The sequence below is a fragment of the Maribacter zhoushanensis genome (genome assembly GCF_029350975.1).
Taxonomy (GTDB): domain Bacteria; phylum Bacteroidota; class Bacteroidia; order Flavobacteriales; family Flavobacteriaceae; genus Maribacter; species Maribacter zhoushanensis.
This window is the reverse complement of sequence record NZ_JARKMR010000001.1, coordinates 1,163,247-1,178,071: the sequence shown is the minus strand read 5'-3', so window position 1 is coordinate 1,178,071 and position 14,825 is coordinate 1,163,247. Positions and strand designations below refer to the sequence as shown.

At 34.0% G+C, this 14,825-nt stretch carries 15 protein-coding genes; 4 read left to right on the top strand and 11 right to left on the bottom strand.

Annotated elements, in window-relative coordinates; translation table 11 throughout:
• Nucleotides 1-329 precede the first annotated feature (329 nt).
• Complete coding sequence (locus tag PXD56_RS05055; RefSeq protein WP_276492229.1) at nucleotides 330-1,022, top strand: NUDIX hydrolase; 693 nt, start codon at nucleotides 330-332, stop codon at nucleotides 1,020-1,022.
• A gap of 75 nt (nucleotides 1,023-1,097) precedes the next feature.
• Entirely contained in the window at nucleotides 1,098-2,120 is a 1,023-nt protein-coding gene (locus PXD56_RS05050) for a LacI family DNA-binding transcriptional regulator (protein ID WP_276492228.1), read from the top strand.
• 13 nt (nucleotides 2,121-2,133) lie between these two features.
• Here PXD56_RS05050 and PXD56_RS05045 read toward each other — a convergent pair whose 3' ends face one another.
• From PXD56_RS05045 to uxaC, 6 genes are read right to left on the bottom strand one after another with little or no spacing between them, the layout of a single operon-like run.
• Nucleotides 2,134-3,750, bottom strand: a complete 1,617-nt coding sequence (locus tag PXD56_RS05045; protein WP_276492227.1) for a UxaA family hydrolase — start codon at nucleotides 3,748-3,750, stop codon at nucleotides 2,134-2,136.
• 11 nt (nucleotides 3,751-3,761) lie between these two features.
• Nucleotides 3,762-5,204: a tagaturonate reductase gene (locus PXD56_RS05040; protein ID WP_276492226.1), complete on the bottom strand. Its 1,443-nt coding sequence runs from the start codon at nucleotides 5,202-5,204 to the stop codon at nucleotides 3,762-3,764.
• A 14-nt stretch (nucleotides 5,205-5,218) separates the two neighbouring features.
• A complete protein-coding gene (locus tag PXD56_RS05035; protein ID WP_276492516.1) occupies nucleotides 5,219-6,514 on the bottom strand; it encodes a TRAP transporter large permease in 1,296 nt (431 codons plus the stop codon).
• Complete coding sequence (locus PXD56_RS05030) at nucleotides 6,514-6,972, bottom strand: TRAP transporter small permease (RefSeq protein WP_276492225.1); 459 nt, start codon at nucleotides 6,970-6,972, stop codon at nucleotides 6,514-6,516. Before PXD56_RS05030 ends, PXD56_RS05035 begins: the two co-directional genes overlap by 1 nt.
• A gap of 6 nt (nucleotides 6,973-6,978) precedes the next feature.
• A complete protein-coding gene (locus PXD56_RS05025) occupies nucleotides 6,979-7,956 on the bottom strand; it encodes a TRAP transporter substrate-binding protein (RefSeq protein WP_276492224.1) in 978 nt (325 codons plus the stop codon).
• Nucleotides 7,957-7,997: 41 nt separating this feature from the next.
• Nucleotides 7,998-9,416 carry a glucuronate isomerase gene (uxaC, locus tag PXD56_RS05020; RefSeq protein WP_276492223.1) on the bottom strand — a complete coding sequence of 473 codons (1,419 nt, stop codon included), beginning with the start codon at nucleotides 9,414-9,416 and terminating at the stop codon, nucleotides 7,998-8,000.
• A 530-nt stretch (nucleotides 9,417-9,946) separates the two neighbouring features.
• Between uxaC and PXD56_RS05015 the strand changes: the two genes are divergently transcribed.
• Complete coding sequence (locus PXD56_RS05015; protein ID WP_036157855.1) at nucleotides 9,947-10,168, top strand: hypothetical protein; 222 nt, start codon at nucleotides 9,947-9,949, stop codon at nucleotides 10,166-10,168.
• Nucleotides 10,169-10,299: 131 nt separating this feature from the next.
• Here PXD56_RS05015 and PXD56_RS05010 read toward each other — a convergent pair whose 3' ends face one another.
• Genes PXD56_RS05010 through PXD56_RS04990 form a run of 5 tightly spaced genes read right to left on the bottom strand, consistent with a single transcriptional unit; the run spans nucleotide 10,300 to nucleotide 13,892 of the window.
• The gene (locus PXD56_RS05010) at nucleotides 10,300-10,575 is read right to left on the bottom strand and encodes an ATP-dependent Clp protease adaptor ClpS (RefSeq protein ID WP_276492222.1); all 276 of its coding nucleotides are present in this window, start codon (nucleotides 10,573-10,575) and stop codon (nucleotides 10,300-10,302) included.
• A gap of 20 nt (nucleotides 10,576-10,595) precedes the next feature.
• On the bottom strand, nucleotides 10,596-11,432 hold the full coding sequence (prmA, locus tag PXD56_RS05005) for a 50S ribosomal protein L11 methyltransferase (RefSeq protein WP_276492221.1): 837 nt from the start codon (nucleotides 11,430-11,432) through the stop codon (nucleotides 10,596-10,598).
• Nucleotides 11,433-11,447: 15 nt separating this feature from the next.
• The gene (gene tpiA, locus PXD56_RS05000; protein WP_276492220.1) at nucleotides 11,448-12,197 is read right to left on the bottom strand and encodes a triose-phosphate isomerase; all 750 of its coding nucleotides are present in this window, start codon (nucleotides 12,195-12,197) and stop codon (nucleotides 11,448-11,450) included.
• 40 nt (nucleotides 12,198-12,237) lie between these two features.
• Entirely contained in the window at nucleotides 12,238-13,335 is a 1,098-nt protein-coding gene (locus PXD56_RS04995; RefSeq protein WP_276492219.1) for a BT_3928 family protein, read from the bottom strand.
• Nucleotides 13,336-13,343: 8 nt separating this feature from the next.
• A complete protein-coding gene (locus tag PXD56_RS04990) occupies nucleotides 13,344-13,892 on the bottom strand; it encodes a DUF1599 domain-containing protein (RefSeq protein ID WP_276492218.1) in 549 nt (182 codons plus the stop codon).
• A gap of 103 nt (nucleotides 13,893-13,995) precedes the next feature.
• On the opposite strand from PXD56_RS04990, the gene folP reads away from it, so the two are divergent.
• Nucleotides 13,996-14,820 (top strand): dihydropteroate synthase, encoded by an 825-nt coding sequence (gene folP, locus PXD56_RS04985; protein ID WP_276492217.1) that lies wholly within the window; start codon nucleotides 13,996-13,998, stop codon nucleotides 14,818-14,820.
• The last annotated feature ends 5 nt before the right edge of the window (nucleotides 14,821-14,825 follow it).

Here is a 14,825-nt window from a genome sequence, read left to right as displayed (position 1 = left end):
ATATAAACATTCAATGTTAAAAAATAAATTGTTTGAAAACATTCCCAGTATTTTACTTGTTCAGAAAAAAGGAAAACAAATACGATTAACATAAATAATTAACAGGAAAATATACACAAACAGTTATCCTCAGCCCTATATTTATATACCAGTGACGTGCTTTTATCAAGTTATATATTTTACACTTATAATTGTTTTTATAAAACCTACAAATAACGATAACAGCCTATAAAATAGACTACTGTAGTATTAAAATCTAGTTGTATTTTAATATTTTAAAAAACCAATTCCGAAGAAACTTGCTATTTTAGACCTGCTAAAATTGGAACATGGGTTTAAATAGGTATTGTAAAGAAGACAAAGTCTTGCTTGCTGTAGATTGCATAATATTTGGATTTTACCAAGAAGAATTAAAAATTCTACTTGTGGAAAGAGATTTTGAACCCGCAAAAGGTGAATGGTCTCTTATTGGTGGCTTTCTAAAGCAGAAAGAAAATTTAAATGATGCAGCCTCTAGAATTCTTAAGCGACTAACAGGTCTTAATAATATTTATATGGAACAAGTTCACTCCTACTCCAAGATAGATCGTGACCCTAAGGAAAGAACTATTTCGGTAACCTATTTTGCACTTATAGATGTAGCACATCATTGCAAAGATCTTTTGAAAGAAAATCCTATAAAATGGTTTGACATTAAAGATATGCCCAGTTTAATTTTTGACCATAATAAGATGGTAAAGGATGCGCTTACTTTACTACGCAACAGAATATCTAACAAACCCATTGGATTTGAACTCCTACCCGAAAAGTTTACCATGCGTCAACTTCAAAAAATGTACGAGGCTATTTTAGATATTGAATTGGATAAAAGAAATTTCATAAACAAATTCAATTCTTTTGACCTTTTAAATAAATTGAATGAAAAAGATATGAGTTCATCTAAAAAAGGCGCCTTCTTATTTGAATTTGATGAAGACAAATATCAAAAGAAGTTAGAAGAAGGTTTCTGTTTTAAAATTTAACCTCCGTTATTATTTTAAGTCACCTGTAGAAACAATTTATGGTTCAATAATCGTAAATTCGTTCTACACTTTTTTATGAGCAAGAAAGCCACCATTTATGATATTGCGAAAGAGCTGAAAATTACTGCAGCTACTGTATCTAGGGCTTTAAACAACAACCCTAAAATAAGTGAAAAAACGCGCGATTTAGTTCTCGCTACTGCCGAAAAATTAAATTACAAACAAAATAGACTTGCTGTTGCTCTTAAGAGTGGCAAGAGCAATAATGTAGGTGTGGTTGTACCGTTTATCAATAAAAACTTTTTTGCTTCGGTCATTAGAGGCATTGAAGAAGAACTCTACCCTAAAGGCTTTCATGTTATTATTTCCCAAACCCACGAAGAAAGTGATCGTGAAAAGAAAATTATTCAAAATTTAATAAATGCACAGGTAGATGGCATTCTTGTTTCCACCTCATTTACAAACGAGAATAAAAATCAATTAAATCAAGTTTTAAAAAAATCGTCACCGTTTATATTTTTTGATCGTGTTTTAAATTTTGATGGTATAAGCACGGTAACCATAGATGATTACCAAGGAGGGTTTGATGCTACTGAACATTTAATAAACCAAGGTTGTAAAAGAATAGCCCATTTTAATGTAAATCAAAATATTGAATTATATAACAAACGATTTAACGGTTATAAAGATGCTCTTCTAAAACATGGTATGGCCTATAATAGTGATTATGTAATTACACTAAAAAGTAATATGCAAGCAGGTGAAGAAGCTGCCGAAAAACTCATGAAACTACCTATACCACCAGATGCTATTTTCTCTTCTACGGATAACGGTTTATTAGGTGCCGTAAAATATTTACAAAGCAAATCAATAAAAATACCCGAAGATGTCAGTGTTGTAGGTTTTAGTAATGAACCTTTTACTCAGTTTTTGGAGCCATCTATCAGCTCTGTAGATCAATCACCCGTAGAAATGGGAAAGATGGCGGCTAAAGTATTTTTAGATCAGATTGAAAATAGACAAGATGTACAACTGCACCAAGATGTTGTATTACCCGCTAAGTTGATCATAAGAAAATCTTCAAGTAAAAAACAGTAGTTTTAAGTGCTCATTAGAGAGATACTCCCCTCTTCCAAGGAATAAAATCGTCTTGACCTAAAACAGCTGATTTTGCATCTTTTTCACCACTAGCGACCTGAATAACATATTCTAGAATTTCTTCTCCCATTTCCTCAATGGTCTTTTCCCCTCTAATTATAACCCCGGTATCAATATCGATAATATCTGACATTCGTTTCGCCAATTCAGAATTAGAAGAAACTTTTAAAACAGGAGCAATAGGGTTTCCTGTAGGTGTACCTAAACCTGTGGTAAAAACAACAATACTGGCACCGGACCCAACCATACCCGTGGTACTTTCTACATCATTACCCGGAGTACAAAGTAGGTTTAAACCAGGTAAGGTAACATACTCGCCATAGTCCAGCACTGCCTCAACAGGAGAAGTTCCCCCTTTTTTTGCAGCGCCCGCAGATTTCATGGCGTCAGTTATTAATCCGTCTTTAATATTACCAGGTGAAGGATTCATGTCAAAACCTGACCCTGCAGCTTCGACAGAAGCTTCATACGCTTTCATTAAATCAATAAACCTTTCCGCATCTGTATTATTCACACATCTATTTACCAATTCTTGTTCTACTCCGCATAGCTCTGGAAACTCAGATAATATAGGAGATCCACCTACAGCCGCTAAAATATCAGAGGCATAGCCCAAAGCAGGATTTGCTGAAATACCGGAAAAACCATCAGAACCTCCACATTCCAATCCTAATTTTAGTTTGGAAAGCGGTGCCGGTTTCCTTTTGATAGAATTCGCAGCTTTTATACCTTTAAATGAATCTTTGATGATATTGTTCAATAAATCGTCTACAGTACCTACTTGCTGTTGATCATATATTAAAATTGGTTTATCAAGCTTGGAATCAATCTCTTTTAAGGCATTATTAAAAATCTCGATTTGCAAATTTTGACACCCGAGACTTAATACAGTAGCACCCGCTACATTGGGGTTTTTAACGTACCCTGCCAATAATTTAGCTAAAGTTTGAGCATCTTGACGAATACCCCCACAACCACCTTGGTGTGTAATAAATTTTACATCTATATTATTAAATGTCTGTTCTAACTCTTGAGCTTTTGAATCGTTAAAATCTATATCATTACCTAGCACTAGGTTTCTTAACAACTGTCTTTGCTTATGTTCTTTACCAATATGTAATTCTTTTTCAAAAACATTTTTCAGCACTTCAATATTTCTATTCTCGCAAAACACTAAAGGAAAAAATAGCCAAACATTTTTAGTACCCACTTGTCCGTCTGATCTATGATACCCCATAAAAGTTCTATTTTTCCAATTAGAAATATCTGGTGGGGTCCACGTTATTGTTTTGGTTTTAGCCAATACTTTTTCACTTTGGTGTTTTACATTTTCGGTCGTCAAAACATCACCTTTTTTAATCGGTGCAACTGCTTTACCTACCAAAACACCATACATAATAATAGAATCATCTACCTCAAAATCTACATATGCAATTTTGTGCTTTGCCTTTGTATCAGATAAAACTACAAGCGTTTCTTTGTTGAAAATGACATGTTCATTTTTCTTTAAATTAGTCAGTGCCATTACTACGTTATCACCAGCTTGTACTTTTATGATTTTTTTTTGCATTATAGTTCTATTTACTGCTGTATTGATTGTAAAAACCCTTCTTCAATTCCAAATTCCTCAATGAACTTTATATAATTTGTTATGGCATTACCAAGATTTTCTATGCTGTTCAAATCTTGTCCCCAATAATCTTCTTTACCCAAAATTTTAGCCACTACTTCGTGTAAAGACCTTGATTTCCAAATAAGTACCATTTCTAAAACTATATTCTCATCATCATTGACAGGTAATCTATTTCCATTAAAATCACCTTTGTAAAAACGAATTAAACAAGCAAACGCGAATACTATCTTATTAGGCAAAGCACCTTTTATTTCTATATACTTTAGTAGGCTAGGAAGCACCCTTACTTTAAATTTAGATATTGAGTTCAAAGCTATACTTGCTAACTGATGTTTTATAAACGGATTTCTAAATCGATCAAAAACGTCATTTGCAAAATCATATAATTCATCTTGCTCCATATCTAGGGTAGCAATTATTTCATCGAACACAAGAGATTGTATAAACGCTCCCGTGAAGTTGTCGTCAATAGTTTCTTTTACGGTATCATTACCGAACAAAATAGAAAATGGCACCATGGCAGTATGTGCACCATTTAAAATCCTAACCTTTCTAGTACGAAAGGGCTGCATATTTTTGACAATCTTAACGTCTAAGTTCGTTTTATGAAAGGGCAACTTCTTTTTCAATTTTTCATCACCTTCTATTACCCAAAGAAAAAAAGTTTCGGCACTAACTATTAAATCATCATGATAATCTAACTGAGCGTTATATTCAGCTATTTGATCTTTAGGGTACCCAGGTACAATACGATCTACCAAGGTATTATGAAAAGTACAAGAATCCAGAACCCAATCTTTAAATTCTGATGACAGCTTCCATAAAGAAATATATTCAAGTACAATTTTCTTTAATGTATCTGCATTATGATTAATAAGTTCACATGGTATAATAGCTAAACCTTTTTGATGTGACCCATTGAAATAGGTAAAACGTTCGTAAAGTAATTTGGTCAATTTGGCAGGAAAAGAACTTGGAGGCGTACTACTAAACTCATCCTTTTCAATAAATGATATTCCGGCTTCCGTAGTATTGGAGATTACAAACTCAAGCTCGGGCTCTCTTGCCAAAGCCATAAAATCACTGAAATTTAAATAAGGATTAATACCAGTCACTATATTGGTAATCAATTCTTTTTCCTCCACCTCAACACCATTCTCCAGACCTTTTGTAAATAATGTATAAAGCCCATCTTGCTGGTTCAACATAGAAACTAAACCTTTTTCAATAGGTTGTACCACTGCAATACCTGCATTAAAATCAACTTCAGAATTTAATGTCTGAATGGCAAATTCTACAAAAGCCCTTAGAAAATTACCTTCACCAAATTGTACTATTTTAATAGGTAACCGTTTAGAAATACTAAGGTTCTTTCTATTTAATTGCTGCATACCCTTTAACTATATTATAAATTGAACAAGCTTGGCAACCACAAGCTTAATTGTGGGATATAAGTAACCAAGAAAAGTGCTATAATCATTGCTATGAATAGTGGTAATAAAGGCTTAAACACCTTTTCAATAGTAGTTTTAGCCACACCAACCCCAACAAACAAAACAGAGCCAACGGGTGGTGTACATAACCCGATACAAAGATTAAGTACCATGATAATTCCAAAATGCACAGGGTCTAATCCTAATTTGGTTACAACAGGTAGAAAAATAGGTGTAAAGATTAATACAGCAGGTGTCATATCCATAAATATACCCACGAACAATAATAGTAAGTTGATAATTAAAAGAATGACAATTTTATTATCACTTAAACTTAAAAGTCCTGTACTAATATCCTGCGGAATGTTTTCATACGATAAAGCCCATGACATACACATTGATGATCCTATCAACAACATTACAATTGCCGTGGTAGCAGAAGAATCCAATAAAATTTGGGGCAATTTAGGCAATGTAATTTCCTTATATATAAAACCTAAAATCAGACTATACAATACTGCAATGGCAGAAGCTTCTGTTGCGGTGAATATTCCCGTAACAATACCGCCTATAACAACTACAAGCATAAAAAGACTTGGCAAGGCATCTATAAAGGTTTTTCCCACTTCTTTTAAACTACTTCGCTTGCCTACTTTATACTTCTTCTTTTTTGCCCAAAAAGCCGCTACGATCATAAGAAACAACCCTGTCATTATTCCAGGAATATATCCTGCTAAAAACAGTGCGGCTATAGATGCACCTCCACTAGCTAAAGAATATACTATTAACACATTACTTGGCGGTATAATTAGACCTGTAGTTGCAGAAGTGATATTAACCGCTGCTCCAAATTCCTTGGAGTATCCTTCCTTTTCCATCTCCGGACCTAAGATACTACCCATAGCAGATGCCGATGCCATTGCAGAGCCAGCAATAGCTCCCATTAACATAGCTGCTATCACGTTAATTAATGCCAACCCGCCAGGAAAAGAACCTACAAGAGTCTTTGCAAATGCAATGAGCCTATGGGCTATACCGCCCTTATTCATAAGTTCCCCTGACAATACAAAAAACGGAATCGCCAACAAGGCAAAACTATCCAAACCTGTTGCCATTCTTTGAGATACCGTGGTAAATGCAGGCATTGCAGGTATACTAACCAACATGGTCAATAGCGATGAAATTGCTATACTCCAAGCGACGGGAGTACCAATGGACAGTAAGCATATGAAGCTTAGTACTAAAACGATAATTGGTAAATGCTCCATCATGAGTTCATATGTTTTAAGTCAGAAATTTTATAGTACATAATCAATAAGCCGCTAATAGGAATAATGAGATAAACGACAGCCAAGGGTAATTGTAATGCTGGCGATTGTTGCCCTAAAACATAAGAGATATACACTAGCCTTGAACCACCTATCACAAAAGCGAACAAAACAAATAGGATAATCAATATGGTAACGATTATCTTTAATTTTTTCTGTGTTTTTTTACTTTGCCTAAGAGGTAGAATATCTATGGCTACATGTAAATTTCTACCAGAAACATAAGCAGCTCCCAATACTCCTATCCAGATCATTAGAAAACGCGCTAGCTCATCTGTAAATGAACTAGGGTTACCAGTAACGTATCTTGTGAAAACTTGCCAAAGTACATTGATGACCATGACGGACATAATTAGTACCAGCGTCTTGCCTAAAACGGAATCTATTTTCTTGCGCATAGTAAACTATTTGGTTTCTTGAATTTGTTTGATAAGCGGATATATATCTTTATCATCTTTATAGCTTTCGAAAATACCTGCTACCTTTTCTGCAAAAAGAGATTTATCTGGTCGTGTAATTTCAACACCTGCTTTTTGCACCTCTCGCAAGGCTTCAGCCTCTGCTTCTGCCCAAAGAATTCGTTGATATTTCACCGATTCTTTTACCGACTCGTTCAACCATTTCTTCTCTTGTTCATTTAACTTATCATAAACATATGTCCCTATCAATAAAACATCTGGCAGTACGGTATGTTCATCTAAAGAATAATATTTACATACTTCATAATGTCTAGAGAGGTAAAAACTTGGCGGATTATTCTCAGCACCGTCAACCACCCCTTGTTGTAACGATGTATATAACTCGCCCCATGAAATTGGAGTTGGTGAACCGCCTAATGCCTTTACCATATTTACGGCGGTTGCACTTTCCATTACACGTATTTTTTCACCTACTAAATCTTCAGGTTTTTCAATTGGTTTGTTCATTGTGTAGAAACTTCTACTACCTGCATCGTAATACCCTAAACCTTTTAACCAATATTTCTCCCCATCGTTCAACAACATTTCACCTACCGGACCGTCAAGAACATTAAACGAATGTTGACGATCCCTAAAAAGAAAAGGGAGCCCTAGAACTTTCATCTTAGGTGCAAAATTTTCTAAAACGCCTACGGAAACCTTGGTCATATCTAAACTACCAATTTGCAGTAGCTCTAGGCATTCTCTCTCTGTACCTAGTTGCTGACTTGGGTAAATTTCAAGTTTTAATTTACCGCCAGATCGTTCTAACAAATCTTCGCTCATTTTAACCATTGCCTTGTGTACAGAATGGCTAACATCTAGACCATGACCCAAACGCAATGTTTTTACATCAGTCTGTATTTCACAACCCACAAAGGGTATTACCAGAAAAAAGAGCAGTAGTATTTTTATACTTTTCATAGAAATGTTTTAATTGGATAAGAATAGACCCTTACTTTTTATTAAAATTTGAAATACTCTTTGGCATTATTATAACTGATATCTTGTATTATTTTACCCACCAATTCAAAATCTTGAGGTAACTCTCCTCTCTGCATCTCTTGTCCAAATAGATTACAGACTATTCTTCTAAAATACTCATGCCTAGGGAAGGAAAGAAAAGATCTAGAATCTGTCAGCATCCCTATAAAACAGCTAATTAAACTCATATTGGACAATGCATTTAGCTGCCTGGTCATTCCATCTTTTTGATCCATAAACCACCAACCGGAACCAAACTGCATTTTACCTTTTACTTTACCATCATTATAGTTACCGATCATGGTAGCTAAAACTTCATTATCTGACGGATTTAGATTATATAAAATAGTTTTGGTAAGCTTATCTTTTGAATCTAAAGCATTTAAAAAACCTGAAAGTGTTCTTGCCTGAGAATAATCGCCTATTGAATCCCAACCAGTATCCGGACCAAGAATACGATTCATTCTTGCATTATTATTGCGTAGTGCCCCTAAGTGAAATTGCTGTATCCATCCGCGAGAATGGTATTGCTCACACAGAAACAATAATATAGCGGTTTGAAATTTTTCGTCTTCCTCTAAAGTTAATTGCTTTCTTTCAATTCTCTTTTGAAAAATGTTTTCTATCTCCGCATCTGTAAATGTTCTGAACGGCACATAGCTTAAACCGTGATCAGAGAGCGTACATCCATTTTCTTCAAAGTAATCTAAACGCAATAAAAGCGCATCGCACAAAGATTTGTACGAATTAATGGTCACCTTACTAACTACCGATAGCTTTTCTACATATTCAAGATAAGATTCATTAGAAATAACAATAGCCTTATCAGGTCTAAAGGCAGTGCTCACCTTTACATTGAAATTACTATTCTTAAGTTTTACATGGTTATCTAAACTATCAATAGGATCTTCTGTAGTACAAATAACCTCTACGTTCATTTTTTGAATTAGACTTTGACAACTGTAATCTGGTGTTTGAAGCTTAGCAGTAGCGTCGTCATAAATATCGTTAGCTGTATTTTCATTTAACAATAGATCAATATCAAAATAACGTTTCAGTTCTAAATGTGTCCAATGATATAAAGGGTTTCTTAAAGCATATGGAACAGCTTTAGCCCATTGAAGAAACTTCTCTTTATCTGTAGCATTACCAGTAATATACTTTTCATCTATACCAAAGGTTCTCATAGCGCGCCATTTATAATGGTCACCATCGTTCCAAATTTTAGTTAGGTTCTCAAATTGCCTATTATTTGCAATTTCATTTGGTGGTAAATGACAATGGTAGTCTATGATCGGCATGTGTGATGCGTAGTCATGAAATAACCTTTGCGAAAATTTATTCTCTAAAAGAAAATCGTCTTTTATGAACGTACTATTATTTAAAGTGGAATTACTCATTATTATTTTTAATAAGGTTACATCTTGTTTGTGAAACACGAGTAACAATGTTATTTATAAATAGATTGAAAAACTTTTAAATACATTAAGAAGTGAGATTTCTTTTCATCTTCTGTCTTAATGTGTTAGTGCTAATTCTGTATTGTTTGCAAAATCAACAGGCACAAAAAGTACAACAAAATTTAATGCAATCGATTACACAAATATATCCTATTTTAGATATTTAGCAAGTATACAGACCATAAAATATCAAAAAACATATATTAAGGTATAATATTTGACTGATTAGCAACAACTAAATGAATCATATTAAATTATATATAATTTTTAGACACATATATGCTTATATTTTTAATTTGAGGAATAAAATTGTCTTAAAATTCTTTCAACATCAGAAAAAAGGGGTCAAAACACCTCTATTTCGTTAAATTGTTCATAAATACTATTATCTAATAGCCTCATAACTATATACAATTGACAAAGAATTGCGTAATTTGAATATTATGTTAACTTTGAAAAAAAAGAAGCAAATGGAGTTACTTGAAAAAGCTCAGGAATTTATAGGTCGAAAAATGAGTAATATGTCTACTAGTGACCGAGTAGAAGCGTCGAGAGAGGCAAAAGCACTTATTTTAAGCATTAACGAAATATACAAGGAAACAAAAGATTCTAACTTAATGGATGTAATGAAAGAAGTTACAGTCAAAAAGAAGAAGATTGAAAAAAGATTAAACGGAGTACCCCTAGTATAAGCTTGAATAATTTACAGACTTAATACAATTTCTTTTAAGAGTTTAATTGAAATAAAAAAATCCCTTGATTAAATCAAGGGATTTTTTTATTTCAATACTATTGGTATCAATTATAGTAAACAAAACTTAGTTTAAACAATCTCTGCACTAAGTCCTGCTTGTAACAATTTAGAACATTTTGGCTTCAATTCTTCATATTCACCGGTCTTAACGGTACACTTACCTTTGTAATGTACTATTAAAGAACACTGCTCTGCCTGTTCTGGCGAATGTTCACATACAGACATTAATGTATTTATTACGTGATCAAAAGTATTGACCTCATCATTAAAAAGAACGATTTCATTCTGTTGAACCGTTTCTTCTTCTAAAAGTAATTCTTCGGAAACTTCTTCTCTTGTGCTCATCATATTCCAATTAATACCTTCTAATTTACATATTTTGCGGCAACCCAATTATTGCGTTCAAGGTTTTTTTCGAACTTTAACGCTAAATCAGTGCATTTTTGTGAAATCATTTCTAAATCCTCAGTATAAAAACCACTTAGCAATAAAACACCACCAGTATTTAATGATTTTGCATAGCTAGGTAAATCTGCCAACAAAATGTTTCTATTGATATTGGCGATTATCAAATCATACTTCTTACCCTCAAGCAACGCTACATCACCTTCATACACAGAAATGAAATCCATTTTATTACGCGCAACGTTCTCTTTGGCATTCAAATAACACCAATTATCAATATCAATGGCATCGATCTCAGTTGCGCCCCGCATACCGGCCAGAATTGCTAAAACTCCGGTACCACTGCCCATATCCAGAACTGTTTTACCTTTTACATCTAACTGTAAAATGTGCTGCAGCATCATGTGCGTAGTTTCATGATGACCTGTACCAAAACTCATTTTTGGTTCTATTACAATATCATACTTAACATTGATAGCTTCATGAAAAGGAGCCCTGATCATACAAATATCATCAACTATAATAGGTTGAAAATTTTGCTCCCATGTAGCGTTCCAATTTTCTTGCTCAATTTCTTTGTAATCGAATGTAAATTTATATTTAGGGTTTTGTAAAATTGGAAGGTCTTTTAATATACCCTCAGACCATTCAGTTTTTTGAATATACGCCAAAACATCATCTTCCTCTTCAACAAAACTTTCAAAACCAACTTCACCCAATTCTGCAATAAGAAGGTCTGAAGCCGGTTCTTTTGGTTCTACCGTAAAACGGTATTCAATATATACTGTATCGCTCATTTATAAGTACTATGCTTAAATAGCTTTAATAATAGCAATAAAATCGTCTGCAACTAAAGATGCCCCACCGATCAAACCACCATCAACATCTGGCTTAGAGAAAATTTCTTCTGCATTACCCGGCTTAACACTACCACCGTAAAGAATGGTCACATTATTTGCTATAGTACCGTCAAAAGCTTCTGAAATAGTTTTACGAATAAAAGCATGCATTTCTTGAGCTTGCTCAGGAGAAGCCGTTTCACCAGTACCAATTGCCCATACCGGCTCATATGCCAAAACAATTTTAGACCACGCAGATGGCTCTAGATCAAAAAGAACATTCTTTAACTGACTTTCAACCAATTTAAAATGATTACCAGATTTACGATCTTCTAATTCTTCACCAAAGCAAAACATAACACGTATACCTTTACCTAAAGCAGTTGCAACTTTCTTTGAAAGAATTTCATCATCCTCTCCAAAATAAGCTCTTCTTTCTGAATGCCCTATAATGACAGTATCAATACCGATGTTCAATAACATATCTGCAGAAATCTCACCTGTAAAAGCTCCGCTTTCAGCATAATGCATATTCTGTGCTATAACCTCAATCTTAGAACTTTCTAAAGCATGAACCGCACTGGTCAAATTTACATATGTTGGCGCTACCATAACTTCTGCATTTGTATCTGGCAACTTTGCCGATAACTCCGCCAAAAGTGTTTCGGTCTCAGCCAAATTCTTATTCATTTTCCAGTTACCTGCTACTATCTTTGCTCTCATGTTGTTTCTGTTATTAATTATATTATTTACGTTTTCAATTCTAATTGAAAATTAAATCTTCTATATCGTTGTAATGCACTTTTTGCTTTATGGTACCTTTTTCTAAAACCAAAACTCCGGGATTGGACCTTACAATAGTCTTCAAGGTAGTTTCGTCAGTAAAGTAAAAATCGAAATTTAGATTATACTCTTTTATCAAGACATTTGTTTGGTCAGGACCAGATGCGGACATGCCAATTACCTTATAGCCAGCTTTTATTGCCTTATCTGCCACCAACTTTATATTCTTGAACTCTTCTAAGTTTGATTTTCTTAAATCATATGCGATTACCATAACCAATTTAGGCTCTTGCAATAATGAAGCTGCAAAATCTTCACCTTCTTGCTCTATAGTAAAATCATGAACAGGTGGTTCATAACCAGCCTGAATCTCTTCTGTTTGAACATCAACAAAATCTCCATTTACCGTAGGGTAATCTCCTGTAGTTACATGAATTTCTTCGTTACCGTTTACATTGAATTTCCATTTATATTCAAAAATGGCTTTTGGAGCATCTTCTGGCGTGCTCATACCCTCTTCAATATTTTTCCCTATTTCATAAGGTCTAAAATCAATTACAGGCAAATGATTCAATACATAATAAACATAACCTATACAGGCAAAAAATGATACCGCTAAGACCGTCATCAACACTTTTGAATTTACCAAAGGAGTAATAAATTTTCTACCGACATAAATAATCAATATTAGAACCAATAGCACTACATCTTTTGTAAAAGACTCCCAAGGTGTCAACTTAATTGCATCGCCAAAGCAGCCACAATCGGTAACCTTATTGAAATAAGCAGAGTAAAAAGTCAAAAAAGTAAAGAACACAATCATCGCAATCAATGTCCATATGGTGATTTTACGCTTATACCCAAGTATTAACATAACTCCTACCATTACTTCTGCAATCACTACAAGTATAGAAATAGCTAATGCGAACGGAGTTAAGAAAGGAAGATCTAAAACACCCTGACTAAAGTATTCTTCTAGCTTAAAAGAAAAACCAACAGGATCGTTCAGTTTTATGAATCCACTTATAATAAAAAGTATACCAACAAAAATTCTAACGACCCCTACTAAATACTTCATTCTTATTATTATTTTTCTGATTCTGAACCTAGATGTATTAATGCAAAAACTGCATAATTAATCATGTCTTGATAATTAGCATCTATACCTTCACTCACCAAGGTTTTGCCTTTATTATCCTCTATTTGCTTAACTCTAAGCAGTTTCTGTAAAATTAAATCTGTAAGTGAACTCACTCTCATATCTCGCCAAGCTTCACCATAATCGTGATTCTTGTTCAACATAAGTTCTTTGGTGATTTTTACATGCTTGGCATATAACTCAACGGCTTTTTCAGTTGTTAAGTCTGGTTGATCGGCAACACCTAATTCAAGCTGAATCAAAGCCATAACAGAATAATTGATGATTCCAATAAACTCAGATCGCTCACCTTCATCTACCTTACGTACCTCATTTTCTTGAAGACCACGTATACGTTGTGCTTTTATAAAAATTTGATCCGTTAATGATGGCAATCGTAAAATGCGCCAAGCACTACCGTAATCTGACATTTTTTTCTGGTACAGGTTTAAACAAACCTGAATGACCTCATCGTATTCCTTTGCCGTATCTAGCATGTAATTCTATCTAATTTGTGTAAATTTCGCTTAAAAAATTGTAACCATCAAGATAGATGGTTTAAACTTGGAAAATGCCGCATATTCCATCTAAAAATTGACAATGGCCATAAATTGCAACGGTAAACTTATATCACTTGACCAGCCCAAGGTTATGGGCATTTTAAACGTTACTCCTGATTCTTTTTTTGATGGCGGAAAATATAAAAACCAGTCAAGCATTTTACATCAGGTTGAAAAAATGTTTAATGAGGGTGCCACCTTTATTGACATAGGCGCCTACAGTTCAAGACCTGGCGCTTTAGAAGTTGATGAAGCAACAGAATTACAAAGAATAACCCCAATAGTTGATTTGATTCTAAAGAATTTTCCAGAAGCTATACTTTCAATTGACACTTTTAGAAGTAATGTCGCCAAAGCATGTATAGAGAAAGGCGCTGCAATAGTCAATGATATTTCTGCGGGATTGCAAGACGATAACATGCTTAATACCGTTGCCAAATTGAACGTACCGTACATTATGATGCACATGCGTGGCACACCACAAAATATGCAACAACAGACAGGTTATGAAGATATTCTAAAAGAAGTCCTTTATTTCTTTTCCAAAAGATTATTGGCAGCTAAAACATTAGGAATAAAAGATATCATCATAGATCCTGGTTTTGGTTTTGCCAAAAACCTAGAACAGAATTATCTGCTTTTAAATCAAATGGAGATTATGAATAACATGGATCATCCAATTTTAGCAGGTGTCAGCAGAAAATCAATGATTTACAAAGTACTAGATACAACTGCAGACCAAGCATTAAATGGCACTACGGCACTACATATGGTTTGCTTACAGAAAGGAGCTAAAATATTAAGAGTTCATGATGTTAAAGAAGCTATAGAATGTGTAAAACTCTATGAACAATTAAATGCCTAAGATTA

Excerpts from the sequence above, each read along its gene's own strand:
- uxaC (WP_276492223.1), bottom strand. The coding sequence starts at position 9,416 with ATGAGTAATTCCACTTTAAATAATAGTACGTTCATAAAAGACGATTTT.
- PXD56_RS05035 (WP_276492516.1), bottom strand. The coding sequence starts at position 6,514 with ATGGAGCATTTACCAATTATCGTTTTAGTACTAAGCTTCATATGCTTA.
- tpiA (WP_276492220.1), bottom strand. The coding sequence starts at position 12,197 with ATGAGAGCAAAGATAGTAGCAGGTAACTGGAAAATGAATAAGAATTTG.
- PXD56_RS05030 (WP_276492225.1), bottom strand. The coding sequence starts at position 6,972 with ATGCGCAAGAAAATAGATTCCGTTTTAGGCAAGACGCTGGTACTAATT.
- PXD56_RS05025 (WP_276492224.1), bottom strand. The coding sequence starts at position 7,956 with ATGAAAAGTATAAAAATACTACTGCTCTTTTTTCTGGTAATACCCTTT.
- PXD56_RS05050 (WP_276492228.1), top strand. The coding sequence starts at position 1,098 with ATGAGCAAGAAAGCCACCATTTATGATATTGCGAAAGAGCTGAAAATT.
- PXD56_RS04995 (WP_276492219.1), bottom strand. The coding sequence starts at position 13,335 with ATGAAGTATTTAGTAGGGGTCGTTAGAATTTTTGTTGGTATACTTTTT.
- PXD56_RS05055 (WP_276492229.1), top strand. The coding sequence starts at position 330 with ATGGGTTTAAATAGGTATTGTAAAGAAGACAAAGTCTTGCTTGCTGTA.
- PXD56_RS05010 (WP_276492222.1), bottom strand. The coding sequence starts at position 10,575 with ATGAGCACAAGAGAAGAAGTTTCCGAAGAATTACTTTTAGAAGAAGAA.
- folP (WP_276492217.1), top strand. The coding sequence starts at position 13,996 with ATGGCCATAAATTGCAACGGTAAACTTATATCACTTGACCAGCCCAAG.
- PXD56_RS05040 (WP_276492226.1), bottom strand. The coding sequence starts at position 5,204 with ATGCAGCAATTAAATAGAAAGAACCTTAGTATTTCTAAACGGTTACCT.
- PXD56_RS05045 (WP_276492227.1), bottom strand. The coding sequence starts at position 3,750 with ATGCAAAAAAAAATCATAAAAGTACAAGCTGGTGATAACGTAGTAATG.
- PXD56_RS05015 (WP_036157855.1), top strand. The coding sequence starts at position 9,947 with ATGGAGTTACTTGAAAAAGCTCAGGAATTTATAGGTCGAAAAATGAGT.
- prmA (WP_276492221.1), bottom strand. The coding sequence starts at position 11,432 with ATGAGCGATACAGTATATATTGAATACCGTTTTACGGTAGAACCAAAA.
- PXD56_RS04990 (WP_276492218.1), bottom strand. The coding sequence starts at position 13,892 with ATGCTAGATACGGCAAAGGAATACGATGAGGTCATTCAGGTTTGTTTA.